Origin of the sequence: Pseudoxanthomonas sp. JBR18 (genome assembly GCF_028198165.1) — a bacterium.
Lineage (GTDB): Bacteria > Pseudomonadota > Gammaproteobacteria > Xanthomonadales > Xanthomonadaceae > Pseudoxanthomonas_A.
This window is the reverse complement of sequence record NZ_CP116339.1, coordinates 4,074,831-4,101,158: the sequence shown is the minus strand read 5'-3', so window position 1 is coordinate 4,101,158 and position 26,328 is coordinate 4,074,831. Positions and strand designations below refer to the sequence as shown.

Genomic DNA, 26,328 nt, shown 5'->3' with positions numbered 1-26,328 from the left:
CACAGTCTGTTTGCAGATGTAAACGTTTACACGGATCTCGACCTTGAAAACGCGCCGAATCGTTCCTTCGCTGGCCAGGCTCACCGCCGGGGCCCTGATCGTGCTCCTCGCGGCCTGCAACAAGACGCCGGAACCGACCCCGGTCAAGCCGGTCAAGGTCACCGGCAGACCACCGGTGGAGTTGCCCGTGGAAGACAAGAAGCCAGAACTCTCACCGCTCTTCCGCGACATCGAGCGGCGCACCTTCCAGTTCTTCTGGGATACCACCAACGAAACCAACGGCCTGACCCCGGACCGGTATCCATCGCGCCCGTTTGCCTCGGTGGCCTCGGTCGGCTTTGCCCTGACCGCGTATCCCATCGGCATCGAGAACGGCTGGGTCAGCCGTAACCAGGCCGTGGACCGCACGCTGACCACGCTGAAGTTCCTCTACGGCCTCAAGCAGGGCAAGGAATCCGAGGGCACGGCCGGCTACAAGGGATTCTTCTACCACTTCCTGGACATGCAGAAGGGCGAGCGCTTTGACAGCTGGGTCGAGCTGTCCAGCGTGGACACCACGCTGCTGATGATGGGCGTGCTGTTCGCCCAGTCCTACTACGACAAAGACGACCCGCGCGAAAAGGAGATCCGCGATCTGGCCGAGAAGCTCTACCGGCGCGTGGACTGGACCTGGATGCAACCGCGCTCGCCGCTGATCTCGATGGGCTGGTTCCCCGAGAGCCAGTTCATCAACCACGACTGGATGGGTTACAACGAGGGCATGATGGTCTACATCCTGGCCCTGGGCTCGCCCACCCATGCGGTGGAACCGGATGCCTGGCAGGTGTGGAGCCGCAGCTACAACGAAGTGTGGGGCGTCTATCAGGGGCAGGAGTACCTGTCCTTCGGCCCGATGTTCGGCCACCAGTACACGCATGTCTGGGTGGACTTCCGCGGCATCCAGGACGACTTCATGCGCGAACACGGCATGGATTATTTCGAGAACAGCCGCCGCGCCGCCTACGCCCAGCGCCAGTACGCCATTTCCAATCCGATGAAGTGGAAAGATTACGGCGAGAACGTCTGGGGCCTGACCGCGTCGGACGGTCCGCAGCAGACCCAGCAGGAATACCGCGGCGAGCAGCGTGAGTTCCGCCATTACTCGGCCCGTGGGGCGGGGCTGCGCGATGCCTTCGACGACGGCACCATCGCGCCGACCGCGGCCATCGCCTCGCTGCCGTTCGCCCCGGAGATCGTGATCCCGGCCACCGAGGAGATGCACAAGCGCTTCGGCGACTATCTGTATTCCAGCTACGGGTTCCTGGACGCGTTCAACCGCAGCTTCACCTACGACATCCCGATCAAGACCGGCCGCATCGTGCCGGATAACGGTTGGGTGGGCAGCGACTACATCGGTATCGACCAGGGCCCGATCCTGGCGATGATCGCCAATTACCGCGACGACTTCGTCTGGAACGTGATGAAGAAGAACCCGCACATCCGCCAGGGGCTGGAACGGGCAGGGTTCAAGGGTGGCTGGCTGGCGGCCAAGGACGGGGAAAAGCCCGCGCCGGCCGAAAAGGGGGATCCGGAGAAGGCCAACGCGCGCGCGTTGGGCTTGGCCGAGTCGCGCGTGCCGGCCAACACGACGACCCCGTCCGATGCCAAGCCCCAGCAGCCGCAGTAAGGTCGTTTCGTGAGGCGCCTCGCCATGCGTGTTCGATCTCTCAGGCCAGGCAGGCGCCTGCCGCGCTGGGGCGCGTGGCTGCTCATGGCCGGGCTGGCGCTGGCCGGCCTGGCGGGCTGCGCGGACCAGGACGATGGCCGCACCACCGTGACCTTCTGGGCGATGGGACGCGAGGCCGAGGTGGTCGGGACGCTGATCCCGGATTTCGAAAAGGCCCATCCCGACATCCGCGTCGATATCCAGCAGATCCCGTGGACGGCCGCGCACGAGAAGCTGCTGACCGCCTTTGCCGCCGACAGCCTCCCGGACATCTGCCAGCTGGGCAACACCTGGATCCCCGAGTTCGCCGACCTGGGCACGCTGACCCCACTGCAGGCCTATGTGGATCATTCGCCGGTGGTGGAGCAGGACGACTACTTCCCGGGCATCTGGGACACCAACATCATCGACGGCAAGCTCGTGGGCGTGCCTTGGTATGTCGACACGCGCCTGCTGTTCTATCGCAAGGACATCTTGCGCGAGTCGGGAGTCGAGCTGCCGATCGTGACCTGGGCGCAGTGGAAGGACGCCATGGCCAAGGTCAAGGCGCATGTCGGGCCGGACCGCTACGCCATCCTCATGCCGCTCAACGAGTTCGAGCAGCAACTGTCGCTGGCCCTGCAGACCGACGATCCGCTGCTCAGGGACCATGACAATCGCGGCAACTTCGAAAGCCCGGGCTTTCGCAAGGCGCTGGGGTTCTATGCGCAGATGTTCGAGCAGAACTGGGCGCCAAAGATGTCCGAAACCCAGATCTCCAACGTCTGGGAAGAGTTCTTCAACGGGTTTTATGCCTTCTACCTGTCCGGCCCGTGGAATATCCGCGAGTTCCGCCGGCTTGCACCCGAGGCGCTCAAGGACCAGTGGGGCACCATGCCGCTGCCGGGGCCCGATGGCCCGGGCGCCGGGATCGCCGGCGGCACCAGCCTGGTGATCTTCCAGCAGTCGAAAAAGAAAGAAGCGGCGTGGAAGCTGGTCGAGTTCCTCTCGCAGCCTTCGGTGCAGCAGCGCTTCCATGCGCTGATCGGCGACCTGCCGCCGCGTCGCTCCACCTGGCATGCCCCGCAGTTGGAGGGCGACCCGCTGGCCGCGGCGTTCCGCGACCAGCTCGAGCGCGTCAGGCCCACGCCCAAGGTGCTCGAATGGGAGCGCATCGTGCAGAACATGCGCCTGGTGACCGAGCGGGTGGTGCGCGGCGGCCTGTCCCAGGACGACGCGGTGGTCGAGCTGGACCAGCAGGTCGACGACATCCTGGCCAAGCGCCGCTGGATGTACGAGCGCGACCACAAGGCCGATCGCGCCAACGGCAACACGGAGGCCCAGCCATGAAGCGTCCCTCGCTGGCCGGTTGGATCTTCGCTGGGCCTTCGCTGATCGTGCTTGGCCTGTTCTTCGGGCTGCCGGTGATCTCGGCGCTGCTGCTGAGCGTCACCGACTTCGACCTCTACGCACTGGCCGACGTGCATAACCTGCGCTTCGTCGGGCTGGGCAACTACATCGACCTGCTGCGCACGCCGATGTTCTGGAAGGCGCTGTGGAACACGACGTACTTCGTGATCGTCGGCGTGCCGCTATCCATCGCCGCCTCGCTGGGCGCGGCGCTGCTGCTCAATGCACCGGCCGCGCGCTTCAAGGCGCTGTTCCGCACGGCGTTGTTCGCCCCGGTGGTGACCACGCTGGTGGCCGTGGCGGTGATCTGGCGCTATCTGTTCAACACCCAGTACGGGCTGGTCAACTACGTCCTGGCGCATCTGGGCATCTCGCCGATCGACTGGCTGGGCGATCCCCACTGGGCGATGCCGATGATCATGCTGTTCGCGGTGTGGAAGAACTTCGGCTACAACATGGTGATCTTCCTGGCCGGCTTGCAGGCCATCCCGCAGGACCTCTACGAGGCCGCGCGCATCGACGGGGCCAACCGCTGGCGGCAGTTCTGGCACATCACCCTGCCGATGCTGGGACCGGTGTTGCTGGTGGTGGGAGTGATCACGATCTCCGGGTATTTCCAGCTGTTCGCCGAGCCTTACATCATGACCCGCGGTGACCCGCTGCAGAGCACGGTCAGCGTCCTGTACTTCATGTTCGAACAGGGCTTCAAGTGGTGGAACCTGGGCCTGGCCTCGGCGGTGGCGTTCCTGCTGTTCCTGATCATCTTAGGCGTGACCACCTTGATGTTGCGCTTGGGGCGCAGGAAGGACCTGGTATGAGCCCACGAGCATTGCCGCGCGTGCGGATGTCAGGCGGGGAGGCGTCATGAGCCACGAAGTCGGGGGCAGCCGCTGGAACACGGTGCTGGTCAACGGCGCGCTACTGCTGATCGCATTGATCGCGCTGGCGCCACTGGCGTGGATGGTGTCGGTCTCATTCATGCCGGCCGGTGAGGCCAGTCGGTTTCCGCCGCCGCTGCTGCCCAGCGCCTCGACGCTGGCCAACTACCATGCGCTGTTCGAGCGCACCGGCATGGCGCGCAACTTCGTCAACAGCCTGATCGTCTCGATCGCCATCACCCTGGGCTCGTTGCTGTTCAACACCATGGCCGGCTACGCGTTCGCCAAGCTGCGCTTCGTCGGGCGTGAGCGGATCTTCCAGATCCTGCTGGCCGCGCTGGTGATTCCCGCGCAGGTGACCATGCTGCCGCTGTTCCTGCTGATGAAGCAGCTGCACCTGGTCAACAGCTATGGCGGGGTGATCGTGCCGGCGCTGGCGACGGTGTTCGGCATCTTCCTGGTGCGCCAGTACGCGCGCAGCATCCCGGACGAGCTGCTCGAAGCCGCGCGCATCGACGGGGCAGGGGAGATGCGCATCTTCTTCCAGATCGTGCTGCCGATGCTCAAGCCGGTGTTGGTGACGCTGTCGATCTTCACCTTCATGGCGGCGTGGAACGACTTCATGTGGCCGCTGATCGTGCTGACCGACCAGAGTCACTACACCTTGCCGGTGGCCCTGGCCTCGCTCTCGCGCGAACACATCATGGACGTGGAGATGATGATGGCCGGCGCGGTGGTCACCGTGGTCCCGGTGCTGGCGCTGTTTCTGCTGCTGCAGCGCTACTACATCCAAGGCCTCCTGCTCGGCAGCGTGAAAGGGTGAGGGCGTCCGCTTGCGCGGCACTGCCGCGCGGACGCCCGAACGCCCGGCCATGGATGGCCGGGCCGGACGTTCCGAAGCCGGTATGTCGCGCCATGGAAGGCAGTGTGGTGCGATCGAAGCCAGCCGCTTGCGCGGCACTGCCGCGCGGACGCCCGAACGCCCGGCCATGGATGGCCGGGCCGGACGTTCCGAAGCCGGTATGTCGCGCCATGGAAGGCAGTGTGGTGCGATCGAAGCCAGCCGCTTGCGCGGCACTGCCGCGCGGACGCCCGAACGCCCGGCCATGGATGGCCGGGCCGGACGTTCCGAAGCCGATGCGTCGCGCCATGGAAGGCAGTGTGGTGCGATCGAAGCCAGCCGCTTGCGCGGCACTGCCGCGCGGACGCCCGAACGCCCAGCCATGGATGGCCGGGCCGGACGTTCCGAAGCCGATGCGTCGCGCCATGGAAGGCAGTGTGGTGCGATCGAAGCCAGCCGCTTGCGCGGCACTGCCGCGCGGACGCCCGAACGCCCGGCCATGGATGGCCGGGCCGGACGTTCCGAAGTCGTATGTCCCGCCATGGCAGGCAGCACGACGAGACCGAAGCCAGTCGCTTGCGCTGCCGCGTGACCACACTGTCACGCCGTGACCGCAGCACTTGTACCAGCCTAGTTCCGCATTCCCGACGTTATCCGGCGAGTTTCCATGACTGACAAGCGTTCCGTTCCCGTGTCTTCCTCCGTTCTCGCACTCGGCCTGCTGGCAGGGGCGGCGATCCCGGCGCTGGCGCAGACGCGGGTGCTGGACAGCTTCGACGATCCGTCGTCATGGAAGGTGGTGACCTCCAATCAGGTGAGCGCCTCGTTGCGCGCGGTGACGGGTCCGGATGGCGGCAAGGCGCTGTGCCTGGAGTACGACTACAACGGCGTGTCCGGTTATGCCGGCTTGCAGCGCACCCTGGAGCTGGACTATCCGCAGAACTACCGCTTCGACTTCAAGCTGCGGGGCGACTCGCCGGCCAACGACCTGCAGTTCAAGTTGACCGACGCTTCTGGCGACAACGTGTGGTGGGTCAACCGCACGCGCTACGAGTTTCCGAAGACCTGGACCGAGGTGACCTACCGCAAGCGTCACATCGACAAGGCCTGGGGTCCGGGCAAGGACCCGGTGCTGCGGCACAGCGCCAGGCTGGAATTCACCATCTACAACAATGCCGGTGGCAAGGGCTCGGTGTGTTTCGATGCGCTGACCTTCACCCAGCTGCCGCCGGAAGACACCTCGCCCTTGACTGGTTCGGCCAGCGCCTCGGTGTCCAACGCGGGCAGCGAGGCGCCGATGGCGATCGATGGCAATTCCGACACGGCGTGGTATGCGGACTTCGACGCGGCCACTGCCCCACAGCTGACCCTGGACCTGCACAAGCCGCGGGAATTCGGCGGGCTCAAGCTGGTGTGGAAACCTGACGAGTACGCCTCCGACTACCTGATCCAGCTGTCCGATGACGGCCTGCACTGGCGCGATGCGCGTGCGGTCGTTGGAGGTGATGGCGGAACCGACTGGGTCGCCCTGCCGGAGTCCGAGGCGCGCTACGTGCGGCTGATGCCGGCGCAGGGCCCGGCCGACTCCTTCGGCCTGGCCCAACTCCAGGTCCTGCCACTGGCGTTTTCGGCCACGCCCAACGATGTGGTCAAGGCGGTCGCGGCCGCCGCGCCGCGAGGTTGGTATCCGCGCGGGTTCCGCAACGAACAGCCGTACTGGACGATTGTCGGCCTGGACAGCGGAACCGAGCAGGGGCTGATCAGCGAGGACGGGGCCGTGGAGGTCGCGCGTGGCGGTTTCAGCGTGGAGCCGTTCGTCTCGGTGGACGGGCGCATGAACACCTGGGCCGACGTGAAGGAGGCGCAGTCGCTGCAGGATGGAGACCTGCCCATCCCCAGCGTGCAGTGGACCACGCCGGAACTGGGGCTGGAGACGACGGCCTTCGCGGACGGAACGCCGGCCGACTCGCAGCTGGTGGTGCGCTATCGGCTACACAACCCCGGCAAGACGGCGCACGACTATCGGCTGGCCTTGGCGGTGCGTCCGTTCCAGGTCAATCCGCCTTCGCAGTTCCTCAATACCCAGGGCGGCATCAGCCGCATCGACACGTTGTCCATCGCCGGCCGGACCGCCGAGGTGAACGGCAGTCCTCGGGTGTTCGCCTCGCAGGTGCCCTCGGCCGTTTTTGCCAGCACCTTCGACGGCGGCATGGCCGCCGAGCACCTGGCCCGCGGTGCACTGCCAGATAGCACCGAGGTGGTGGACGAGACCGGACTGGCGTCCGGTGCCTTTGTCTACGACGTGCATCTGGCGCCGGGCGAGGCGCGCGAGTTCGACCTGCGCATTCCGCTGACCGGCATGCCGGCTTGTGCGCAGGCCTCCTCGGATCCGGCATGTGGCGCGCAGGCTCGTCAGGACGCGGTGGCCGCGGCGTGGCGCAACAAGCTGGACCAGGTGCGGTTCACTGTGCCGGCGGCCGGCCAGGCGCTGGTGAATACCTTGCGCACCGCGACCGCGCACATGCTGATCTCGCGCGTGGGCCCGCGCCTGCAGCCGGGGACGCGTTCCTACGGGCGCAGCTGGATCCGCGACGGGGCGATGATCTCCGAGGGGCTGCTGCGCATGGGGCGCCCGGAAGTCGCGCGCCAGTTCGTCGATTGGTATGCGCCCTACCAGTTCAAGGACGGCATGGTGCCGTGCTGCGTGGACCGTCGCGGCAGCGATCCGGTGCCCGAGAACGACAGCCATGGCGAGCTGATCTTCGCCATCGCCGACTACTGGCGTTACACCGGGGACACCGCGTTCCTGCGGCGCATGTGGCCGCATGTGGAGGGCGCCTACCGCTACATGGAGAAGCTGCGCCTGTCCGAGCGCACCGAGGCCAACAAGGCCAGAGACCCAGGCTTCTACGGGATGATGCCGGTGTCGATCAGCCACGAGGGCTATTCGGCCAAGCCGGTGCACTCGTACTGGGATGACTTCTGGGCACTGCGTGGCTACAAGGACGCGGTGCAGATCGCCACGGCGCTGGGCAAGACGGAGGACGCCAAGCGCATGGCCGCCTCGCGCGATCAGTTTCATGGCGATCTGATGGCCTCGCTGCAGGCGACCATGCGCGAGCGCAAGATCGACTACATTCCGGGATCTGTGGAGCTGGGCGACTTCGATTCCACCTCGACCACCATCGCCCTGGCGCCAGCCGGGGAGCAGGCCAACCTGCCGCAGCCGCAGCTGGACAATACCTTCCAGCGTTACTGGCGCGAATTCGAAGCGCGCGCCAACGGCACCCGCGCGTGGAAGGACTACACGCCTTACGAGTGGCGCAACGTGTCGGCCTTCGTGCGACTGGGCTGGCGCGCGCGTGCCGACGCGGCGGTGAAGTTCTTCTTCGGCCATCGCACCCCGCAGGCGTGGAACCAGTGGGCCGAGGTCGTCTCCCATACCCCGCGCAAGCCGTTCTTCCTGGGCGATCTGCCGCATGCCTGGGTGGGCTCGGACTTCGTGCGCACCGCGCTGGACATGTTTGCCTACAGCCGCGAGCAGGACCAGAGCTTCGTCCTGGCCGCGGGCATCCCGGCGGCGTGGCTGGACGGGCAGGGCATCGCCATCGAGGGGCTGCGCACGCCCCAGGGCCAGCTCTCCTATGCGCTCAAGCGCGTGGACGGACAGCTGCAGCTCGATGTCCCGGCCGGGATGACGCTGCCCAAGGGCGGGCTGGTGCTGCAGTGGCCATATCCCAGCGTGCCGGGCAAGACACTGGTGAACGGCAAGGCGGCCAAATGGGACGGCAACGAATTGCGTCTCAACGCATTGCCCGCCAAGGTGCGGGTCGTGGTGCCCTGAGGATCGGCCGCGCGTTCGGCAATGCATGAAGACGCACGTTGCGTCTCGCGTCGAACCGCCTTTCGTAGAGCCGAGCTCGCTCGGCTGCGCTTCTGGCGGATCGCGAGGAAAGCACCCAGCGGAGCAAGCTCAGCTCTACCAGGAGCGTGCGGTCTGGCCAGATGCGACGCCGCTTGCGCTTTGTAGAGCCGAGCCTGTTCGGCTGCGCTTCACGCGGAGTGCGAGAAAGCCTCAGCGGAGCTAGCTCCGCTCTACAAGGGCAAGGTCGCCGATCGCCACGTCGGTCCCTGCGCGTGCGAAGGCAATGGCGGCGGCGTCGGGTCGAGCCTGTCGCCGCCGGCATCCACAAGACGCTTGTTTTCCAGCGCCCAAGCGCAACGCCGCCCAAGCGGGCGGCGTTGTGTGGGTGAGGAAGATGTGCCGCACGCCTAGGGCGTGCTGGCCGGGCTGACCCGCCAGATCGTGTTGCCCACGTCGTCGGCGACCAGCAGCGCGCCGTCGGCGTCCTGGGCCAGTCCCACCGGTGCCCCGTAGAGCGACTCTTCGTCGTCCGAATGGAACCCCGTGACCACCGGCTGCGGCTTGCCCGTCGGCTTGCCGTTCTGGAACGGGACGAACACGACCTGATAGCCGCTGAGCGGAGAGCGGTCCCAGCTACCGTGTTCGGCCACGAAGGCGCCATTCCGGTATTGGGCCGGCAATCCGTCGCCCTGCGAGAACCACAGTCCCAGCGCGGCCACGTGCGATCCCAGTGCGTAATCGGGCTTGAGGGCCTTGGCCACCAGGTCCGGGCGCTGGTGCTTGACCCGGGTGTCCACGTGCTGGCCGTAGTAGCTGTAGGGCCAGCCGTAGAAGCCGCCTTCCTGGACCGAGGTGAGGTAGTCCGGGACTAGGTCGGCGCCGATCTCGTCACGCTCGTTGGCGATGGCCCACAGTTGCCCGCTCTGCGGCTCCCATTGCAGGCCGGTGGGGTTGCGGATGCCCGAGGCGTAGATGCGGCTGCTGGCTGAGGCCACGTCCACCTGCAGGACCGCGGCGCGGCGGTATTCCACTTCCAGGCCGTTCTCGCCGATATTGCTGTTGGAGCCCACGCCGACATACAGCTTGCTGCCATCCGGACTGGCCAGCAGCGCCTTGGTCCAGTGGTGGTTGATGGTGTCGGGCAGGTCGGCGAATTCACGCCCGGCCACGGTGATCCGGGTCTGCCCCACGGTGTAGGGGAAGGCCATGATCGCGTCGGTGTCGGCCACGTAGAGCATGTCGCCGATCAACTGCATGCCGAACGGCGAGTTGAGGTGATCCACCAGCACATGCTGTTCCCACTCGCCGCCGGCCGCATTGCCGTGACGCAGCAGGGTGATGCGGTTGCCGCCCTTCCCACCCTTGCCCGACAGGCCCTTGATCTTGTTGGCGATCAACTGCTTGGGTGTGGTCACCGCTTCGGTGCCGGGGCTGTTGGCCTCGGCCACCAGCACGTCGCCATTGGGCAGCACCAGCAACTGGCGCGGATGCATCAGTCCACTGGCGATCTTTTCGATCTTCAGGCCCGCGGCCACTTTCGGTGCCTGGCCTTCCTTCCAGCCGACCCCGTCGGGGACCTGCATCGGCGGAACCAGATAGTGCTGGGCTTCGGGCAGTGGTGGAGCGCCGCCGGCCTGTTCGGTGGGTTTCAGCTTGGCCTTGTCGGCGCAGCCGCCCAGCAGAGCGATCGCGGCCGCCATGGCCAGGCCCGTGCGCAGCAGTGGAGACTTATTCATGGACAAGCCCTCCATTGCGGCTGGCCTGCACCGCGATCAGCACATGGCCGATCGCCAGCAGGAGCACGGTCAGCAGCGACAGCCACATCCCCGCGGGCATCACCGCATAGGCATCCCGGCTATGCACGAAGGCGTTAAAGGTCGCCGCCACGATGGCCGCCAGGTTGAGGCAGAAGTCGAGCCGGTCGGTCCCGGTGGCGATCCGGCGCGAGGTGATCCACACCTGGACCAGGTTGACCACACGCGGAACGATCGCGAACAGCAGGCCAATGGCGATGAGCCAGGCCGCGCCCTTCATCCACAGCATTTCCGCGGTGCGGAAGTAGGCGATGTCGAAGATCAGTGCTGCGACGAAAAACCCGAATGGAATCGGGTTGAGCACCCCGTAGAGGGCATTGGCCGCGGCGGAGCGGCGGGGGACGGCGTGGACGGACATGGAAGTCTCCTGCGAAAGAACGCGCAGGCGCCGATGATCCGGCCTTGCCGTACCGAGGGGTGCCCGCGAGGCTTCGCAGTCTCCGCGCCGGCGTGTGCACAAGGTGTCGCCGTTGTCGTGGCGACCTGTGCCTGCCACGCCGTGGGCACACGGCGAAGCAGGGCTGGCACCGCGGGTCAGGCGGCGCGCACGTCCTTGACGATCTGCGCCGCGCGGGCGGCCGTGTCGCGAATCGAAGTCCAGTCGCCGGCGGTGATCCACTGCTTGGGCACCATCCACGAACCCCCGATGCACACCACGTTGGGCTGGGCCAGGTAGTCGGCCGCAGTGGCTTCGGTGATGCCACCGGTCGGGCAGAGCTTGAGCTGCGGGACCGGGCCGTGGAGGCCCTTGATCATCTGCAGGCCGCCCACCGCGTTGGCCGGGAACAGCTTGCAGACATGAAACCCCAGGTTGAGCAGGGTCAGCAGTTCGGTCGGCGAAGCGGCGCCGGGCACCACCGGGATCGGGGCGGCCACCAGCGCCTCGGCCATATGCGCCGGCGTGCCCGGGGTGACCAGGAAGTCGGCGCCCGCGCCGACGCACTGGCCGATCTGGTCGATGGTCAGCACCGTGCCGGCGCCGATGGCGAAGCCGGGCAGCTCCTTCTTCAGCGTGGCCAGGGCCTCCATCGCCACCGGCGTGCGCAGGGTCAGCTCGACCACCGGCAGGCCGCCTTCGAGCAGCGCGTTGGCAACGCCGCGGGCCTGGTCCAGGGTGTCCACGGCAACGACCGGCAGGATGCCGGCGGAGGACAGCAGGGCTTCGGTCTGCTGCTGGCGTTTGGAAGCGATCATGTCGGAATCCTGTGTTGGGAGAAGGGGCGCCGGTCAGGCGTCCTTGGCTTCGTGGGGGGCCTGGGCGGCGGCGGGAACGTGGCCGAGTTCGTACTCCGCATCTTCTTCCTCCCATCCATGCTCGGGCGAGGGCGGACCGCAGGAGATCGACAGCGCGCCCTGGTCGGCGGGGCTGACCTGTTGACGGCTCAGCGCGAACAGGTTGCGACCCAGATCGTGCGAGGGTCGGGCGGTGTCCGGCGCGATGGTGCGCAGCTTCCATTCCTCGGCATTGACCTGCGCCTCCAGGATGCCGGCCTCGGCGTCGAGCAGGATCATGTCGCCTTCGCGCAGGCGCGCCAGCGGACCACCCGCGGCGGCTTCGGGGGTGATGTGGATCGCGGCGGGGATCTTGCCCGAGGCCCCGGACAGGCGGCCATCGGTGACCAGCGCCACGCGCCGTCCCTGGTTCTGCAACAGACCCAGCAGCGGGGCGAGCGAGTGCAGCTCGGGCATGCCGTTGGCCTTGGGGCCCTGGTAGCGGACCACGGCCACGAAGTCCTGCGGCAGCACGCCGGCTGCGTGCAGCTTGTTGAGGCTGCGCGGGTCGTCGACCACCACGGCCGGAGCGTGGATGCGACGGTATTCGGGCTTGACCGCGGAGGTCTTGATCAGCGCACGCCCCAGGTTGCCGCGCAGCAGGCGCAGGCCGCCCTGGGCTTCGAACGGCGCCGAAACCGGACGCACGACCTTGTCATCGCCACTGGTCGCCGTACCGGGCGCATAGGACAGCTGCCCGTCGATCAGGCGCGGCTCCTGGCAATAGGCGCGCATGCCGCCTTCGGCGATGGTCGGGATGTCGTGCATCAGGCCGGCGTCGAGCAGTTCGCGGAACACGAACTGGGTGCCGCCGGCCGCGGCGAAACGGTTCACGTCCGCTTCGCCATTGGGATAGACGTGGGCCAGCAGCGGGACGGTCTGGGAGATCTCGTCGATGTCGTCCCAGGTCAGCAGGATGCCGGCTGCGCGGGCGACGGCGACCCAATGGATGGTGTGGTTGGTCGAGCCGCCGGTGGCCATCAGCGCGGCGATCGCGTTGACGATGGCACGTTCGTCGATGAGGTGACCGATCGGGCGGTAGTCGTCGCCCAGCGCGCTCATCTGAAGGGCGCGCTCGGTCGAGGCGCGGGTCAGCGCGTCGCGCAGCGGCGTGTCCGGGTTGACGAAGGAGGTGCCCGGCAGCTGCAGGCCCATGGCCTCCAGCAGGGTCTGGTTGGAGTTGGCGGTGCCGTAGAAGGTGCAGGTGCCCACGCCGTGGTAGCTGGCCGCTTCGGCTTCCAGCAGTTCCTCGCGGGTGGCTTCACCGGCCGCGTAGCGCTCGCGGACCGCGGCCTTTTCCTTGTTCGGGATGCCCGGGGTCATCGGCCCGGCCGGTACGAACACCGCAGGCAGATGGCCGAAGGCCAGCGCACCGATCAGCAGGCCCGGCACGATCTTGTCGCACACGCCCAGATACAGCGCCGCATCGAACATGTCGTGGCTGAGCGAGATCGCCGTGGACTGGGCGATCACATCGCGCGAGAACAGCGACAGCTCCATGCCCGGGCGACCCTGGGTGACGCCATCGCACATGGCCGGCACGCCGCCGGCGACCTGGGCGGTGGCGCCCATCTCGCGGGCCGCCTGACGCACCAGCTCGGGGTAGCGCTCGAAAGGCTGGTGCGCCGAGAGCATGTCGTTGTAGGCGGTGACGATGGCCAGGTTGGCGGTCACATCGGCGCGCAGCCGGCCCTTGTCGGTGGGACCGCAGGCCGCGAAGCCGTGGGCCAGGTTGCCGCAGCTCAGGCGGGTGCGCAGCGGGCCTTCCTTGAGGACGGCGTCGATCCCGTCCAGGTAGGCCTGGCGGGGCCGCGCGCTACGGCGGCGGATGCGGTCGGTGACGGCTTCGATGCGCGGATGCAGGGTCATGGGCGTTGGGCTCTGACGGAGGCAAAGGGCGGCGCGGCACCTGCCTGGAGAAGACCACTGGTAATACCAGTTTCTCGGCCCTGATCGTCAGGCGACGCATCTGTCCCGATTCTAGCGCGATCCCGTCAGGTCGCGCTGGAAATCGATGGGACCAATAAGATGCCAGTCAGGCCTTGGCGACTGCCGTGGTCGTGTCACGCGTCCCGCCGAACACTTCCACTGCGGTGGCCGCCGCGCCCAGCAGGCCCGGTTGCGGGTGCAGGTTGGCCAACACCGGGATATTGCCCATCGCCGGCGAGAAGCGGCCCTTGTGTTCGAAGCGCTGCCGAAAGCCCGACCGCTGCAGCTGGTTGAGCAGGCGCGGGACCAGTCCACCGCACAGGAACACCCCGTCCCAGGCTCCCAGGGTCAGCACCAGGTCACCGGCGATCGCGCCGAACACCGCGAAGAACACATCCAGCGTATGCAGGCAGCGCGCATCGCCCTCGGCTGCGCGCGCGGTCACGTCTGCCGGCTTCATCGGACCGGGATCCTCGCCGGCCATCTCGCTCAGGGCGCGGTGGATGTTGACCAGGCCCGGGCCGCAGATCAGGCGCTCGTTGGAGACCCGGCCGAACTGACGCGACAGACGCTGCAGGATCTCGATCTCCTCCGGCGTGCCCGGCGGAAAACTCACGTGTCCGCCCTCGGCCTCCAGCGCGAAGCGGCGCCCGTCGCGGATCAGCAGGCCGCCGGCACCCAGGCCGGTGCCTGGGCCGATCACCGCGTAGGTGCGCTGCTTGGTGATCGGTGCCGGGGTCCAGCGCGGTCCACCGACCTGGGCCACGTCCTCGGGTCCCAGCAGCGAGACCGCCATGGCCTGGGCCGCGAAATCATTGATCAGCTTGACCCCCTCGAAACCCAGCATGCTGCGCAGGCGCGGCACCTTGATCACCCAGGGGTGGTTGGTGATGCGGGCCTCGTCGCCGTCGACCCGGCCGGCGACCGCGAACACGCCATTGCTGGCCTTGGCGCCGGTTTCGTCCAGGTAATGCCGCGCCGCATCGGCCAGTGACGGAAACTCGGCCACGGTGTAGTCGCGGTAGCTGTCCTTGATCAGCGGGACATCGTTGCCGGTGTCGGCCAGCGCGAAGCGCGCGTTGGTGCCGCCGATGTCGGCCAGCAGGACGCACTGCGCGGGGTCGGGTGAGGTCATGCGGGAATCCTGGGTTCTTGAATGGGAAAGGCCGCCACGCGCGGAAGCACGGGCCGGCTGCAAGGCGCGCCGGATGTTAGCGCGTGCCCCGTTCAGGCGATGTCCCGCATACGAATGCGGACCCTCTAGCGACATGGCCCCCTCCGGCGTGTCGATGGTGTCAGGTTGCGTGTTGAAAACGCTTACATGGCAGAATAGCGCGGCTCGCCGGCTGCCGTCACGGGGGCCAGCGTAGCCTTGCAAAGCCAGGCTGGGGCGGCCTTGCCGATGTCGCAATGCAGCAATCTTTTGACGCCACGGGAGCAACGATGTCGAGTGTGCAGCTGGATCAGGTCCGCAAGGTCTATGACAACGGCCAGGTGGCCGTGCACGGGGCCAGCTTCGAGGTTGCCGACGGCGAGTTGATGGTGCTGGTCGGACCCTCCGGCTGCGGCAAGTCCACGCTGTTGCGGATGATCGCCGGGCTGGAAGAGATCAGCGGCGGCACGCTGAAGATCGGCGACCGGGTGGTCAACGACGTGGCGCCCAAGGACCGCGACATCGCCATGGTGTTCCAGTCCTACGCTCTGTATCCGCACATGACCGTGGCCGAGAACCTGGCCTTCGGCCTGAAGCTGCGCAAGCACGACAAGGCCACCATCGACACACGCATCAAGGCCGCGGCCGAGACCCTGGGCCTGACCTCGATGCTGGACAAGCTGCCCAAAGCCATGTCCGGTGGCCAGCGCCAGCGCGTGGCCCTGGGCCGGGCCCTGGTGCGCGAGCCGGCGGTGTTTCTGCTGGACGAGCCGTTGTCCAATCTGGACGCCAAGCTGCGCAACTCGGTACGCACCGAGATTTCCAAGCTGCACCGGCAGCTGGGCACCACCATGATCTACGTCACCCACGACCAGGTCGAAGCCATGACGCTGGGCCAGCGCATCGTGGTGCTCAAGGATGGGCAGATCCAGCAGATCGACACGCCCAAGGCGCTGTACGACCGGCCGGCGAACCTGTTCGTCGCCGGCTTCCTGGGCAGCCCGGCGATGAACTTCCTGCATGGCCGTCTCGAGGTGGGACAAGCGCCGCAGCTCGTCCAGGCCGACGGGCGCCAGGTCCAGTTGGGCGCGCTGACGCCGGCGCTGGCCGGCCATGCCGGGCGCGATCTGGTGCTGGGCGTGCGCCCGGAGGACCTGCAGCCGGCGCGCGACGGGCAGGCCGCGTTCCAGGCCGATGTGGAAAGCATCGAGTTCGTGGGCAACGAGGCGTTCCTGCATCTGCGCTTCGGCGAGGATCTGCTGATCTCGCGCGTGCCGCCGCAGGGCACCCCGGAAGTGGGGGAGCGGGTGGCCATGGCACTGCCGATGGATCGCCTCCACGCCTTCGATCCCGAGACCGGGCTGAGCCTCGCGGTGCGCTGATACGCCCGCGCGCCGACGAGCGCGGCCGAGTGGTCCGGACATCGGGCCGGCCCACGTCCGTGGCGCCCGTTATACTGGTCGCTGGCGGCTGGCGTGCGTGCCATATTCGTAAAATTATTCAACGGGTTGCGCGCCGGATGTCATCCTGATCCTCACCCAGGCCGCGCGCGATGGAGTGCGTCGCCGCTGCCCCCGGAATCCAACGTCGCATGCGCCTGTCCACGATCAAGCTCGCCGGCTTCAAGTCCTTCGTCGATCCCACCACGCTGCACCTGCCTACCAACATGACCGGCGTGGTCGGTCCCAACGGCTGCGGCAAGTCCAACATCATCGACGCGGTGCGCTGGGTGATGGGCGAAAGCTCGGCCAGTCGGCTGCGCGGCGACTCGCTGACCGACGTGATCTTCTCCGGCTCCTCGGCACGCAAGCCGGTGTCCCAGGCCACCGTCGAGCTGATCTTCGACAATTCCGACCACACGATCTCCGGCGAATTCGCCGCCTTCAACGAGATCTCGGTCAAGCGCACGGTCAGTCGCGACGGCCAGAGCAACTACTACCTCAACGGCACCAAGTGTCGTCGGCGCGACATCACAGACCTGTTCCTGGGCACCGGCCTGGGGCCGCGCAGCTACTCGATCATCGAGCAGGGCATGATCAGCCAGATCATCGAGGCCCGGCCCGAGGACCTGCGCGTGTACCTGGAGGAAGCCGCCGGCATCTCCAAGTACAAGGAGCGCCGCAAGGAGACCGAGACCCGCATCCGCCACACCCGCGAGAACCTCGAGCGCCTGACCGACCTGCGCGAGGAAGTGGACAAGCAGCTCGAGCACCTCAAGCGCCAGGCGCGCCAGGCCGAGCAATACCAGACCTACCAGGAAGAACGCCGGGTCAAGGATGCGCAGTGGAAGGCGCTGGAATACCGCGGCCTGGACGGCGAACTGTCCGGGCTGCGCGAAGGCCTGTCGGTGGAGGAGACCCGCCTGCAGCAACTGATCGCCGAACAGCGCGAGGCCGAGGCCCAGATCGAAGGCGACCGCGTGCGCCGCGAGGAAGCCGTCGAGGTCCTCAACAAGGCGCAGGCCGACGTCTACCAGGTCGCCAGCAACCTGGCCCGCATCGAACAGCAGATCCAGCACCAGCGCGACCTCTCCAGCCGCCTGGTCAAGGCCCAGGCCGAGGCCCAGGCGCAGCTGGCCGAACTGGGCACGCACATGGACAGCGACAGCGCCCGCCTGTCCGTGCTGCGCGCGTCGGTGGAGGAAGCCGAGCCGCAGCTCGAACAGCTGCGCGAGGACGACGTCATGCGCCAGGACGCGCTGCGCGAGGCCGAAGCGAAGCTGGCCGACTGGCAGCAGCGCTGGGAAGCGCACAACCGCGCCACCGCCGAATCCTCGCGCGCTGGCGAGGTCGAGCGCACCCGCGTGGACTACCTGGACCGCCAGTCGTTGGAAGCCGACCGTCGCCGCGAGTCGCTGACCGCCGAGCGCGCCGGGCTGGACCTGGAATCCCTGGCCGAGGCCTACGAGGCGCTGTACGAGCAGCACGAGGTCAAGAAGGCGTCGCTGGACGAACTCACCGAGGCGGTGGACCAGCGCAAGCAGGCCGTCGATGGGGTGAGCGAGCGCCAGCGCGCGCTGCAGGCCGAACTGGCCGAGGTGCGCAAGCAGGCCCAGGGCGCGCGCGGCCGACTGTCCTCGCTGGAGGCCTTGCAACAAGCCGCCCTCGGCCAGGAGCAGGGTGCGGCGGTGGCGTGGCTGAAGGCGCGTGGGCTGGATTCGGCCAGCCGCGTCGGCGAGTCGCTGACTGTCGAGGCCGGCTGGGAAAACGCCGTGGAAGGCGCCCTGGGCCGACTGATCGAGGGCGTGCTGGTCGAATCGCCGGAGTCGCTTGTCGAAGCCCTGGCCGACCTGGGCGAGGGCCGCATTGCCCTGGTCTCGCCGGAACAGGGAAGCGAGACCTTCGCGCCGACTTCGTTGGCGGCCAAGGTGCAGGGGCCGTTGGCCGTGCGCCGGCTGCTGTCGCGCCTGCACGCGGCCGAGGACCTGGCCGCCGCGCGCGCGCTGCTGGCTTCGCTGCCGGCGGGCGATGCGGTCATCACCCGCGCCGGCGAGCGCCTGGGCGAAGGCTGGGTGCATGTCCAGCGCTCCGGTGCGTCCCGCCAGGGCGCGCTGTTGCGCGAACGCGAGATCCAGTCCCTGCGTGCGGAGATCGATGATCTGCAGGCCCGCGAGGCGCAGGCCGAGGATGAGGTGGGCAGCCTGCGCGAAGCCGCACTGGCCGCCGAACAGGCGCGCGAGGAAGCCCAGCGTGTGCTCTACCAGGCGCATCGCGCCGTGTCCGAGCTGGCCGGCCAGCTGCAGGGCCAGCAGGGCAAGGTGGATGCCGCGCGCAACCGCATCGATCGTATCGACGGCGAACTGGCGCAGCTGTCCGGTGCGCTGGAGGAAGCCCGCGACCAGGCCGCCGAGGCGCGCCTGCGCCTGGAGGACGCGGTCACCCGCATGGCCGACCAGGAGGACGCACGCCGCCAGCTCGACGCCGAGCGCCAGGCGTTGACCAGCGCCCGCGACAGCGCGCGCGAGGCGGCGCGGACCACGCGTGAGGCCACCCACGCCCTGGCCCTGACCCTGGAATCCCAGCGCACCCAGATCGCTTCGCTGACCCAGAGCCTGGATCGCATGGGCGGCCAGCGCGGACAGCTGGATTCACGCTTGGGAGAGATCACCGCCCAGCTCAGCGGCGACGACGATCCGATTGTCTCGCTGGAGGCCGAGCGCGAGAACGCGCTGGCCGAGCGCGTGCGTACCGAACGCGTGCTGACCGAGGCGCGCACCGCGCTGGATGGCATCGACAACGGCTTGCGCCAATACGAGCAGACCCGCCAGCAGCGCGACGAGCAGGCCCTGGCCCAGCGCGAGGCCATCGCCCAGCGGCGCCTGGACCAGCAGGCACTGGTCCTCAAGGCCGAGCAGCTGTCCACCGCGGTGGAGCAGGCCGGCTTCGTCCTGCAGGCGGTGATCGAGACCCTGCCCGAGGTGGCCGATCCGGCCGAGTGGGAAGCGGCCGTGGCCCAGATCGACACCCGTATGCGTCGGTTGGAGCCGGTCAACCTGGCCGCCATCCACGAGTACGGCGAGGCCAGTACGCGCAGCGAATACCTGGAGTCGCAGAACGCCGACCTGACCGCGGCGCTGGAGACGCTGGAAGAAGCCATCCGCAAGATCGACCGCGAGACCCGTGGCCGCTTCAAGGAGACCTTCGACCGGGTCAATTCCGGCGTGCAGGCGCTGTACCCGCGTCTGTTCGGTGGCGGCCATGCCTATCTGGAACTGACCGGCGAGGATCTGCTCGACACCGGCGTGGCCATCATGGCCCGCCCGCCCGGCAAGCGCGTGTCCAGCATCACCCTGCTGTCCGGTGGCGAGAAGGCGATGACCGCGGTGGCGCTGGTGTTTGCGATCTTCCAGCTCAACCCCGCGCCGTTCTGCCTGCTCGACGAGGTGGACGCGCCGCTGGACGAAGCCAACGTCGGCCGCCTGGCCGCGATGGTCAAGGAGATGAGCGAGAAGGTGCAGTTCCTGTTTGTCAGCCACAACAAGGCGACGATGGAGGCGGCCAATCAGCTCTCTGGCGTGACCATGCGCGAGCCGGGCGTCTCGCGCCTGGTCTCGGTGGACCTGGCCGAAGCCTCGCGTCTGGCCGGCGCCGCCTGAGCATGTCACCATCGCGCCTGTTTGAAGGAAGGAGCGCCTGATGTCCGATGTCTGGATGCTGCGGATCGGCATTGCCGTCGTCGGTGCCTTGCTGATCGGCGCGATGCTGCTGTTCGGCAAGCCCAAAAAGCCCTCGCAGGGACGGCGCCTGGAGCGAGGCGATCGCGAGCAGCCCCGGGTCGAACCCAGCCTCGGGGACGAGGCCGCCGCGGAGGCCGTTGGCGAAACGGGCGTGCAGCAGGACCTGGGCCTGCGCGATCCCGCCGCCGGTGAAGACCTCGGTCGCCGGCCGGGCCAGGACTTCGACAAGATCATCTCGCTCTACGTCGCGGCCAAGGCCGGACAGATGCTGCGTGGCGAAGACATCGTCGTGGCCGCCGAGAAGACCGGCCTGACCTTCGGCCACATGAACGTCTTCCACCGGCTGATCGAACATCATCCCGAGCGCGGGCCGGTGTTCAGCATGGCCAACATCATGCAGCCGGGCAGCTTCGACATGGGCGCGATCCGTGAGCTGGAGACCCCGGCGATCGCCTTCTTCCTGACCCTGCCGGCGCCGATGACCGCGCTCGAGGCCTGGGAGATGATGTTGCCCAATGTGCAGCGCATGGCCGAGCTGCTCGATGGTGTGGTCCTGGACGACAGCCGCAATGCGCTGGGCCGGCAGCGCATCCAGCACATCCGCGAGGAACTGCGCGGCTACGACCGCCAGCACGAGGCGCCACCGCTGAGCAAGGCGCCGCGCTGGTAAGCGGGCGCAGGTAGGGCACGCAGGCCTGGCAGGCTTGTGCGTGCCGGGGTGTGGGATCGTTTTGACGTCTCAACAGGCGATGGCCTGCGCTGCGTTCCGCAGTTCGCCGTCCGCGCGGTGTGAGCCGCAGCTGAGGACATCGACACTGCGTTGGCGTGGCGGGTCCCAGCATTGGGCTTGTTTGTCTGGGAGCCTGCCGTGTCTGTCCAAGCACTTTCACCCTGGGGCCTGGCCTCATTGCTGCTGGCCGCCGCCTGCGTGGGCGTGGTGGTCGTGGACATCTTCGTGGCGGGCTATCGCCAGCACATGGCGATCATGGAGGCGGTCTGGCCGCTGACCATGCTGTGGGCCGGTCCGGTGGGCCTGCTGGCGTATTTCGCCTTCGGTCGTGGGATGAAGCGCGGGGCCGAGGCGCACGATGACGGGCGAGCAGGCGAAGGGGGACACTCGCACATGCATCCCCCGCGGCGACCGCGCTGGCAGTCGATCGCGCTGGGCGCCAGCCACTGCGGCGCCGGTTGCGTGCTCGCCGATGTGATCGCCGAGAGCGCCACCGCGCACTGGCCGCTGGTGCTGTGGGGCAACGAGGTCTTCGGCGGCTGGCTGGTGGCGCTGCTGCTGGCCTACGTCATCGGCATCGTCTTCCAGTACTTTGCCATCGCGCCGATGCGCGGGCTCGGCCTGAAGGACGGACTGGTGGCCGCGATCAAGGCCGATACCGCCTCGCTGCTGGCCTGGCAGGTCGGCATGTACGGCTTCATGGCCCTGGCCCTGTTCGTCTGGTGGTCGCCCGAGGCGCTGCCCAAGGACGGCGCGGTGTTCTGGTGGATGATGCAGTTCGCCATGTGCGCAGGCTTCGTGGTGGCCTACCCGGTCAACGCCTGGCTGATCCGCGCCGGCATCAAGGAGGCGATGTGACCTCTTTAAGGCACCGGGCGACAGCCGGGTAGCTTGCGTAAAATCGGCCGATGACCCACGCCGCCCAAGACCCCGCCGCCCGCGCGGCCGCGCTGCGCCAGCAGCTCGACGATGCCAGCTACCGCTATCACGTGCTGGACGAGCCCAACATTCCCGATGCGGAGTACGACCGCCTGCTGCGCGAGCTCGACGAACTGGAGGCCGCGCATCCCGAGCTGGTGACGCCCGATTCGCCGACCCAGCGCGTGGGCGCGGTGGCTTCGGGCCGATTCGCCGAGGTCCGCCACGCGATGCCGATGCTGTCGCTGGGCAATGCCTTCGACGAGGACGAGGTGCGCGAGTTCGTGCGCCGCATCTCCGATCGCCTGGGCCGCGACACGCTGGTGTTTTCCGCCGAGCCCAAGCTCGATGGCTTGGCTATCAGCCTGCGCTACGAGGGTGGGGTGTTCGTGCAGGGCGCCACGCGCGGCGACGGGGCGACGGGCGAGGATGTCACCGCCAACCTGCGCACGGTCAAGGCGATCCCGCTCAAGCTGCGCGGCAGCGGCTGGCCGCAGGTGCTGGAAGTGCGCGGCGAGGTCTACATGCCGCGCGCGGCTTTCGAGGCCTATAACGAACAGGCGCGCCTGCATGGCGGCAAGGTCCTGGCGAACCCGCGCAACGGCGCGGCCGGTTCGCTGCGCCAGCTGGACGCGCGCATCACCGCCCAGCGTCCGTTGGCGTTCTTCGCCTATGGCACCGGCGCGGTCGAAGGCGGGACGTTGCCGGACAGCCATTCGGGCGTGCTGAAGCAGCTGCGGGAATGGGGCTTTCCGGTCAGCGACCTGACCCGGCTCGTCGAGGGCGTAGACGGCCTGCTGGCCTATGCACGCGAGATCGGCGAACGGCGCGATGGGTTGCCGTTCGACATCGACGGCGTGGTCTACAAGCTCGACGATGCCGAAGGCCAGCGCGAAATGGGCTTCGTCTCGCGCGCGCCGCGCTGGGCGATCGCGCGCAAGTACGCCGCGCAGGAGCAGTCCACCACGGTGGAGGCGATCGAGATCCAGATCGGCCGCACCGGCGCGGCCACGCCGGTGGCACGCTTGGCGCCGGTGCAGGTGGCCGGGGTGACGGTCACCAACGCCACGCTGCACAACGCCGACCAGATCGCGCGGCTGGATGTGCGCGTCGGCGATGCGGTCATCGTGCGACGCGCCGGCGACGTGATTCCCGAAGTGGTCAGCGTCATCATCGAACGCCGGCCCGAGGGCACCCAGGCCTGGCAGATGCCGACCCAGTGCCCCGTCTGCGGTTCGGAGATCGTGCGCGAGGAAGGCGCGGCGGTGTGGCGCTGCTCGGGCGAACTGAGCTGCCCGGCCCAGCGCAAGGAGGCCATCGCCCATTTCGTCTCACGCAGGGCGATGGACGTGGATGGCTTGGGGGACAAGTTCATCGAGCTGCTGGTCGACGCCGGCGTGGTGCAGGGCGTGGCCGATCTGTATTCGCTCGATCTGGACCAGCTGCTGCAGCTGCGCCTGGTCACTGGCGCCGAGACGCCGGAAGGTTTCCTCCGTGACGCGCGCGAGCATCTGGCCAGCGGCGCCTACGCCAGGCTGGAAGCGACCTTGGCCACCGTGCGGGGCGAAACCGAGCAGGCGTCAGCGGGTTGGCAGGCCGACCTGCTGCGTGCCGGGTTGCCGGACTTCGACTGGAACCGCAAGAAGATCGCGACCAAGTGGGCCGAGAACCTGGTCGCCGCGCTGGAAAAGAGCAAGCACACCGCGCTGGAGCGCTTCCTGTTCGCGTTGGGCATCGAGCATGTGGGCGAAAGCACGGCCAAGGCGCTGGCCGCATGGTTCGGCGATCTGGAGATCGTGCGCCACCTGCCGTGGCCAGTGTTCAAGCGCGTGCCGGACATCGGCGGCGAGGTGGCGCGCTCGCTGGGCAAGTTCTTCCAGCAGGCCGGCAACCAGCAGGCGATCGATGACCTGCTTTCGCGCGGCGTGGAGATCACCGACACGCATCCGCCCAGCGGCCTGCTGCGCGAGGGCCTGACCCTGGCCACGCTGCTGGCCGATCTGGAAATTCCCAAGCTGACCCGGCTGCGCGCCGACGCCCTGGCCACGGCCATGCCCGCCGTGGCCGACATCGTTGACGCCGCGCCCGAGGCCCTGGTCACCGCCGGCCTGCCCAAGGAGACCGCCGCGGCGCTGGTCGCCTGGCTGGAGGCGGACGACCACGCCCGACTGCTGCTGGAGACGGGCGCTGCGTTGCAGCGGCTCGACGCCATCACCCCGCAACAGGCGGCCGAGCAGACCGGTCCGCTGACGGGCAAGACCGTGGTGCTGACCGGCAGCCTGGAGGCGATGACCCGCGACGAGGCCGGGGCCAGGCTCGAAGCCTTGGGGGCGAAGGTCACCGGCAGCGTGTCCAAGAAGACCTCCCTGATCGTGGCCGGCAGCGAGGCCGGCTCCAAGCTCACCAAGGCCCAGGACCTGGGCATCGAGATCTGGGACGAGGCGGCGCTGCTGGCGTTTCTGGACCAGCACGCATGAGCGTGTCGCTGGCGCCTCGGGCTTTTCGGGTCCGGCTGTTTCCGCCCCCTCTCCCCCGCATGCGGGGGAGAGGGTTGGGGTGAGGGGGGGCTTGCATGGATCACAGCAAGCGCCTGCGTCGCGCGCAGACCGAAGCCGGCCACCGGCTCTGGCAGCGCCTGCGCAACCACCAGTTGGGCGTGAAGTTCCGTCGCCAGCATCGCATCGGCGCTTATATCGCGGATTTCGCCTGTATCGAGGTTGGTCTGGTCGTGGAGCTGGATGGCAGCCAGCATCTTGAACAGACTGCACCGGACGCACAGCGCACGGCTGCGATGGAGGCACGCGGCTTCAGGGTGCTGCGGTTCTGGAATGACGACGTGCTGGGCCGGACCGAGGCGGTGCTTGAGGCGATTTGGCATGCCGTGAATATGGAGCAGCGGCCGGAGAAGCAGCCCCCTCACCCCAGCCCTCTCCCCCGCAGGCGGGGCAGAGGGGGCGACAGCAACAACAGCAACAACAACAACGATTCAGGCGGTCTTGTCGTAGTGGAAGGAATATCGGATGTCGTCGCTCCTGAACCGGCCTGGTCGCTTGCCGACTGGCAGCCCAGCGCGACCCTGGAGGTACTGCACCTGCGCGCGCGGCTCAACGCGCTGGTGCGCGACTTCTTCGCGCGGCGCGAGGTGCTGGAGGTCGAAACCCCGGTGCTCTCGCAGGCCGGCAACACCGAGCCGAACATCGAGAGCTTCACGACCGAATTCAGCGGACACGTCAGCGCCGGGGCGCGTACGCGCTGGCTTCGGACCTCGCCGGAGTATCCGCTCAAGCGGCTGCTGGCTGCCGGTCTCGGCGACTGCTACGAGCTGGGCCGCGTATTCCGTAATGGCGAGGCCGGCGGGCGTCACAATCCCGAGTTCACCATGCTCGAGTGGTATCGCGTCGATTGGGACCACCTGCGCCTGGCCGAGGAGACCGTGGAACTGGTGCAGCAGGCGCTGGCCCTGGTGGGGCGCAGCGCTGGCGTGGAAACGCTGAGCTATCGCGAACTGTTCCTGCGCGGGCTGGGGCTGGACCCGTTCAGCGCCACGCTGGAGCAACTGCAGGCGCCCTTGGCCGCCAGTCGGATCGATCCCGATGGCCTGGGCCGCGACGATTGGCTGGACCTGCTGATCACCCACCACCTGCAGCCGGCCTTTGCCGCCGACACGCTGACCATCGTCCATGACTGGCCCGCGTCGCAGGCAGCGCTGGCGCGCATCCGCGCGGACGACCCGCCGGTGGCCGAGCGCTTCGAGCTGTATCTGGGCCAGGTGGAGCTCGCCAATGGCTATCACGAGCTGCAAGACGCGGTGGAACAGGGCACACGCTTTGCCCACGACAACGCGCGCCGCGCTGCCCGTGGGCTCGTTCAGCCACCGCAGGACCGGCACTTGCTCGACGCCCTGCCGGGCATGCCACACTGCGCGGGCGTGGCGGTCGGGATGGATCGGCTGCTGATGGCGATGCTGGAAACTTCCAGGATCGCCGAGGTGTTGGCGTTCGACTTCGCGCGGGCCTGACACACGCCGGGAATACACGGACCGTAAACACCTGATTGTGTTGGCATGCTGTCCGGCCCGGAGTTTCGAGTTTGCGTATCGTGCAGGGGAATGTGAAAGGACCGATGCGACAGCTGGGGTGGGGCGCGCTGGGCGGCTTGCTGATGGTCCTGTCTGGATGTGCGACGGTCGGAAACCTGCTTGGCGGCCACGAGCGCACGCTGGACGATGTGCCGGTGGTGCACTTCAAGTGCGAGTCCAAGAGCCAGGATCTCAAGTACTGCGACGTGGATGCGTCGGCCGGTGTCCGGCTGACCAAGCAGTTGTCCAACATGCCCTGCATCAAGGGGCGCACTTGGGATTATGGGCGCTTCGGGGTGTGGGTGGACCATGGATGCCGCGGCGAGTTCATCAGCGGCGCCGGCGACGACGATGGGGGGATGTTCGATACCCGGCACAAGGTCGTGCGCTGCGAGTCGGAAGACCAGGCGCGGCGACGTTGCCCGATCGAGGTCAGCAGCCCGCCGGCCACGCTGCTGCGACAGATTTCGGACACCAAGTGCGTCGAGGGCAGCACCTGGGGTTGGGACGCGCAGGGCGTGTGGGTGGATGGCGGCTGCCGAGGTCTGTTCCGGGTCCGCTGAGTTGCCGGGCCGGCGCA

The 26,328-nt window shown here is 67.9% G+C and carries 17 protein-coding genes and 1 pseudogene; 13 read left to right on the top strand and 5 right to left on the bottom strand.

The genetic code is table 11. The features are described 5' to 3' along the window. Positions 1-43: 43 nt before the first annotated feature. From PJ250_RS18460 to PJ250_RS18440, 5 genes are all read left to right on the top strand, one after another. A complete protein-coding gene (locus PJ250_RS18460; RefSeq protein ID WP_271646069.1) occupies positions 44-1,666 on the top strand; it encodes a glucoamylase family protein in 1,623 nt (540 codons plus the stop codon). An 84-nt stretch (positions 1,667-1,750) separates the two neighbouring features. Continuing rightward, on the top strand, positions 1,751-3,034 hold the full coding sequence (locus tag PJ250_RS18455; RefSeq protein WP_271648701.1) for a sugar ABC transporter substrate-binding protein: 1,284 nt from the start codon (positions 1,751-1,753) through the stop codon (positions 3,032-3,034). Beyond that, positions 3,031-3,912: a carbohydrate ABC transporter permease gene (locus tag PJ250_RS18450; protein ID WP_271646068.1), complete on the top strand. Its 882-nt coding sequence runs from the start codon at positions 3,031-3,033 to the stop codon at positions 3,910-3,912. The genes PJ250_RS18455 and PJ250_RS18450 overlap by 4 nt, the downstream gene beginning before the upstream one ends. A gap of 46 nt (positions 3,913-3,958) precedes the next feature. Continuing rightward, the gene (locus tag PJ250_RS18445) at positions 3,959-4,795 is read left to right on the top strand and encodes a carbohydrate ABC transporter permease (RefSeq protein ID WP_271646067.1); all 837 of its coding nucleotides are present in this window, start codon (positions 3,959-3,961) and stop codon (positions 4,793-4,795) included. Between the two features lie 685 nt (positions 4,796-5,480). Beyond that, on the top strand, positions 5,481-8,657 hold the full coding sequence (locus tag PJ250_RS18440) for a discoidin domain-containing protein (RefSeq protein WP_271646066.1): 3,177 nt from the start codon (positions 5,481-5,483) through the stop codon (positions 8,655-8,657). 428 nt (positions 8,658-9,085) lie between these two features. Here the strand turns inward: PJ250_RS18440 and PJ250_RS18435 are convergent, their stop codons facing one another. From PJ250_RS18435 to glk, 5 genes are all read right to left on the bottom strand, one after another. Further along, positions 9,086-10,414, bottom strand: a complete 1,329-nt coding sequence (locus PJ250_RS18435; RefSeq protein WP_271646065.1) for a PQQ-dependent sugar dehydrogenase — start codon at positions 10,412-10,414, stop codon at positions 9,086-9,088. Next, positions 10,407-10,850, bottom strand: a complete 444-nt coding sequence (locus PJ250_RS18430; RefSeq protein ID WP_271646064.1) for a DUF2231 domain-containing protein — start codon at positions 10,848-10,850, stop codon at positions 10,407-10,409. The genes PJ250_RS18435 and PJ250_RS18430 overlap by 8 nt, the downstream gene beginning before the upstream one ends. Positions 10,851-11,026: 176 nt before the next feature. Further along, positions 11,027-11,686, bottom strand: a complete 660-nt coding sequence (eda, locus tag PJ250_RS18425) for a bifunctional 4-hydroxy-2-oxoglutarate aldolase/2-dehydro-3-deoxy-phosphogluconate aldolase (protein ID WP_271646063.1) — start codon at positions 11,684-11,686, stop codon at positions 11,027-11,029. 33 nt (positions 11,687-11,719) lie between these two features. Next, positions 11,720-13,633: a phosphogluconate dehydratase gene (edd, locus tag PJ250_RS18420; RefSeq protein WP_271646062.1), complete on the bottom strand. Its 1,914-nt coding sequence runs from the start codon at positions 13,631-13,633 to the stop codon at positions 11,720-11,722. A gap of 166 nt (positions 13,634-13,799) precedes the next feature. Continuing rightward, positions 13,800-14,828, bottom strand: a complete 1,029-nt coding sequence (gene glk / locus PJ250_RS18415) for a glucokinase (RefSeq protein WP_271646061.1) — start codon at positions 14,826-14,828, stop codon at positions 13,800-13,802. 308 nt (positions 14,829-15,136) lie between these two features. Between glk and ugpC the strand changes: the two genes are divergently transcribed. The 8 genes and pseudogenes from ugpC to PJ250_RS18375 all read left to right on the top strand — a co-directional run bounded on the left by ugpC (position 15,137) and on the right by PJ250_RS18375 (position 26,311). Continuing rightward, on the top strand, positions 15,137-16,228 hold the full coding sequence (ugpC, locus tag PJ250_RS18410; protein WP_271646060.1) for an ABC transporter ATP-binding protein: 1,092 nt from the start codon (positions 15,137-15,139) through the stop codon (positions 16,226-16,228). Positions 16,229-16,437: 209 nt separating this feature from the next. Beyond that, entirely contained in the window at positions 16,438-19,941 is a 3,504-nt protein-coding gene (gene smc / locus PJ250_RS18405) for a chromosome segregation protein SMC (RefSeq protein WP_271646059.1), read from the top strand. A 40-nt stretch (positions 19,942-19,981) separates the two neighbouring features. Continuing rightward, positions 19,982-20,692 (top strand): cell division protein ZipA, encoded by a 711-nt coding sequence (gene zipA / locus PJ250_RS18400; RefSeq protein ID WP_271646058.1) that lies wholly within the window; start codon positions 19,982-19,984, stop codon positions 20,690-20,692. A gap of 198 nt (positions 20,693-20,890) precedes the next feature. After that, positions 20,891-21,610 carry a DUF4396 domain-containing protein gene (locus PJ250_RS18395; RefSeq protein WP_271646057.1) on the top strand — a complete coding sequence of 240 codons (720 nt, stop codon included), beginning with the start codon at positions 20,891-20,893 and terminating at the stop codon, positions 21,608-21,610. A gap of 50 nt (positions 21,611-21,660) precedes the next feature. After that, on the top strand, positions 21,661-24,147 hold the full coding sequence (gene ligA / locus PJ250_RS18390; protein ID WP_271646056.1) for an NAD-dependent DNA ligase LigA: 2,487 nt from the start codon (positions 21,661-21,663) through the stop codon (positions 24,145-24,147). Positions 24,148-24,242: 95 nt separating this feature from the next. Further along, positions 24,243-24,494, top strand: a pseudogene (locus PJ250_RS18385) (DUF559 domain-containing protein); the annotation flags it as partial. Between the two features lie 189 nt (positions 24,495-24,683). Continuing rightward, a complete protein-coding gene (epmA, locus tag PJ250_RS18380) occupies positions 24,684-25,688 on the top strand; it encodes an EF-P lysine aminoacylase EpmA (protein ID WP_271648700.1) in 1,005 nt (334 codons plus the stop codon). 104 nt (positions 25,689-25,792) lie between these two features. Next, a complete protein-coding gene (locus tag PJ250_RS18375; protein ID WP_271646055.1) occupies positions 25,793-26,311 on the top strand; it encodes a DUF3011 domain-containing protein in 519 nt (172 codons plus the stop codon). The last annotated feature ends 17 nt before the right edge of the window (positions 26,312-26,328 follow it).

Excerpts from the sequence above, each read along its gene's own strand:
- PJ250_RS18455 (WP_271648701.1), top strand. The coding sequence starts at position 1,751 with ATGGCCGGGCTGGCGCTGGCCGGCCTGGCGGGCTGCGCGGACCAGGAC.
- PJ250_RS18450 (WP_271646068.1), top strand. The coding sequence starts at position 3,031 with ATGAAGCGTCCCTCGCTGGCCGGTTGGATCTTCGCTGGGCCTTCGCTG.
- PJ250_RS18445 (WP_271646067.1), top strand. The coding sequence starts at position 3,959 with ATGAGCCACGAAGTCGGGGGCAGCCGCTGGAACACGGTGCTGGTCAAC.
- PJ250_RS18440 (WP_271646066.1), top strand. The coding sequence starts at position 5,481 with ATGACTGACAAGCGTTCCGTTCCCGTGTCTTCCTCCGTTCTCGCACTC.
- PJ250_RS18435 (WP_271646065.1), bottom strand. The coding sequence starts at position 10,414 with ATGAATAAGTCTCCACTGCTGCGCACGGGCCTGGCCATGGCGGCCGCG.
- PJ250_RS18430 (WP_271646064.1), bottom strand. The coding sequence starts at position 10,850 with ATGTCCGTCCACGCCGTCCCCCGCCGCTCCGCCGCGGCCAATGCCCTC.
- eda (WP_271646063.1), bottom strand. The coding sequence starts at position 11,686 with ATGATCGCTTCCAAACGCCAGCAGCAGACCGAAGCCCTGCTGTCCTCC.
- edd (WP_271646062.1), bottom strand. The coding sequence starts at position 13,633 with ATGACCCTGCATCCGCGCATCGAAGCCGTCACCGACCGCATCCGCCGC.
- glk (WP_271646061.1), bottom strand. The coding sequence starts at position 14,828 with ATGACCTCACCCGACCCCGCGCAGTGCGTCCTGCTGGCCGACATCGGC.
- ugpC (WP_271646060.1), top strand. The coding sequence starts at position 15,137 with ATGTCGAGTGTGCAGCTGGATCAGGTCCGCAAGGTCTATGACAACGGC.
- smc (WP_271646059.1), top strand. The coding sequence starts at position 16,438 with ATGCGCCTGTCCACGATCAAGCTCGCCGGCTTCAAGTCCTTCGTCGAT.
- zipA (WP_271646058.1), top strand. The coding sequence starts at position 19,982 with ATGTCCGATGTCTGGATGCTGCGGATCGGCATTGCCGTCGTCGGTGCC.
- ligA (WP_271646056.1), top strand. The coding sequence starts at position 21,661 with ATGACCCACGCCGCCCAAGACCCCGCCGCCCGCGCGGCCGCGCTGCGC.
- PJ250_RS18375 (WP_271646055.1), top strand. The coding sequence starts at position 25,793 with ATGCGACAGCTGGGGTGGGGCGCGCTGGGCGGCTTGCTGATGGTCCTG.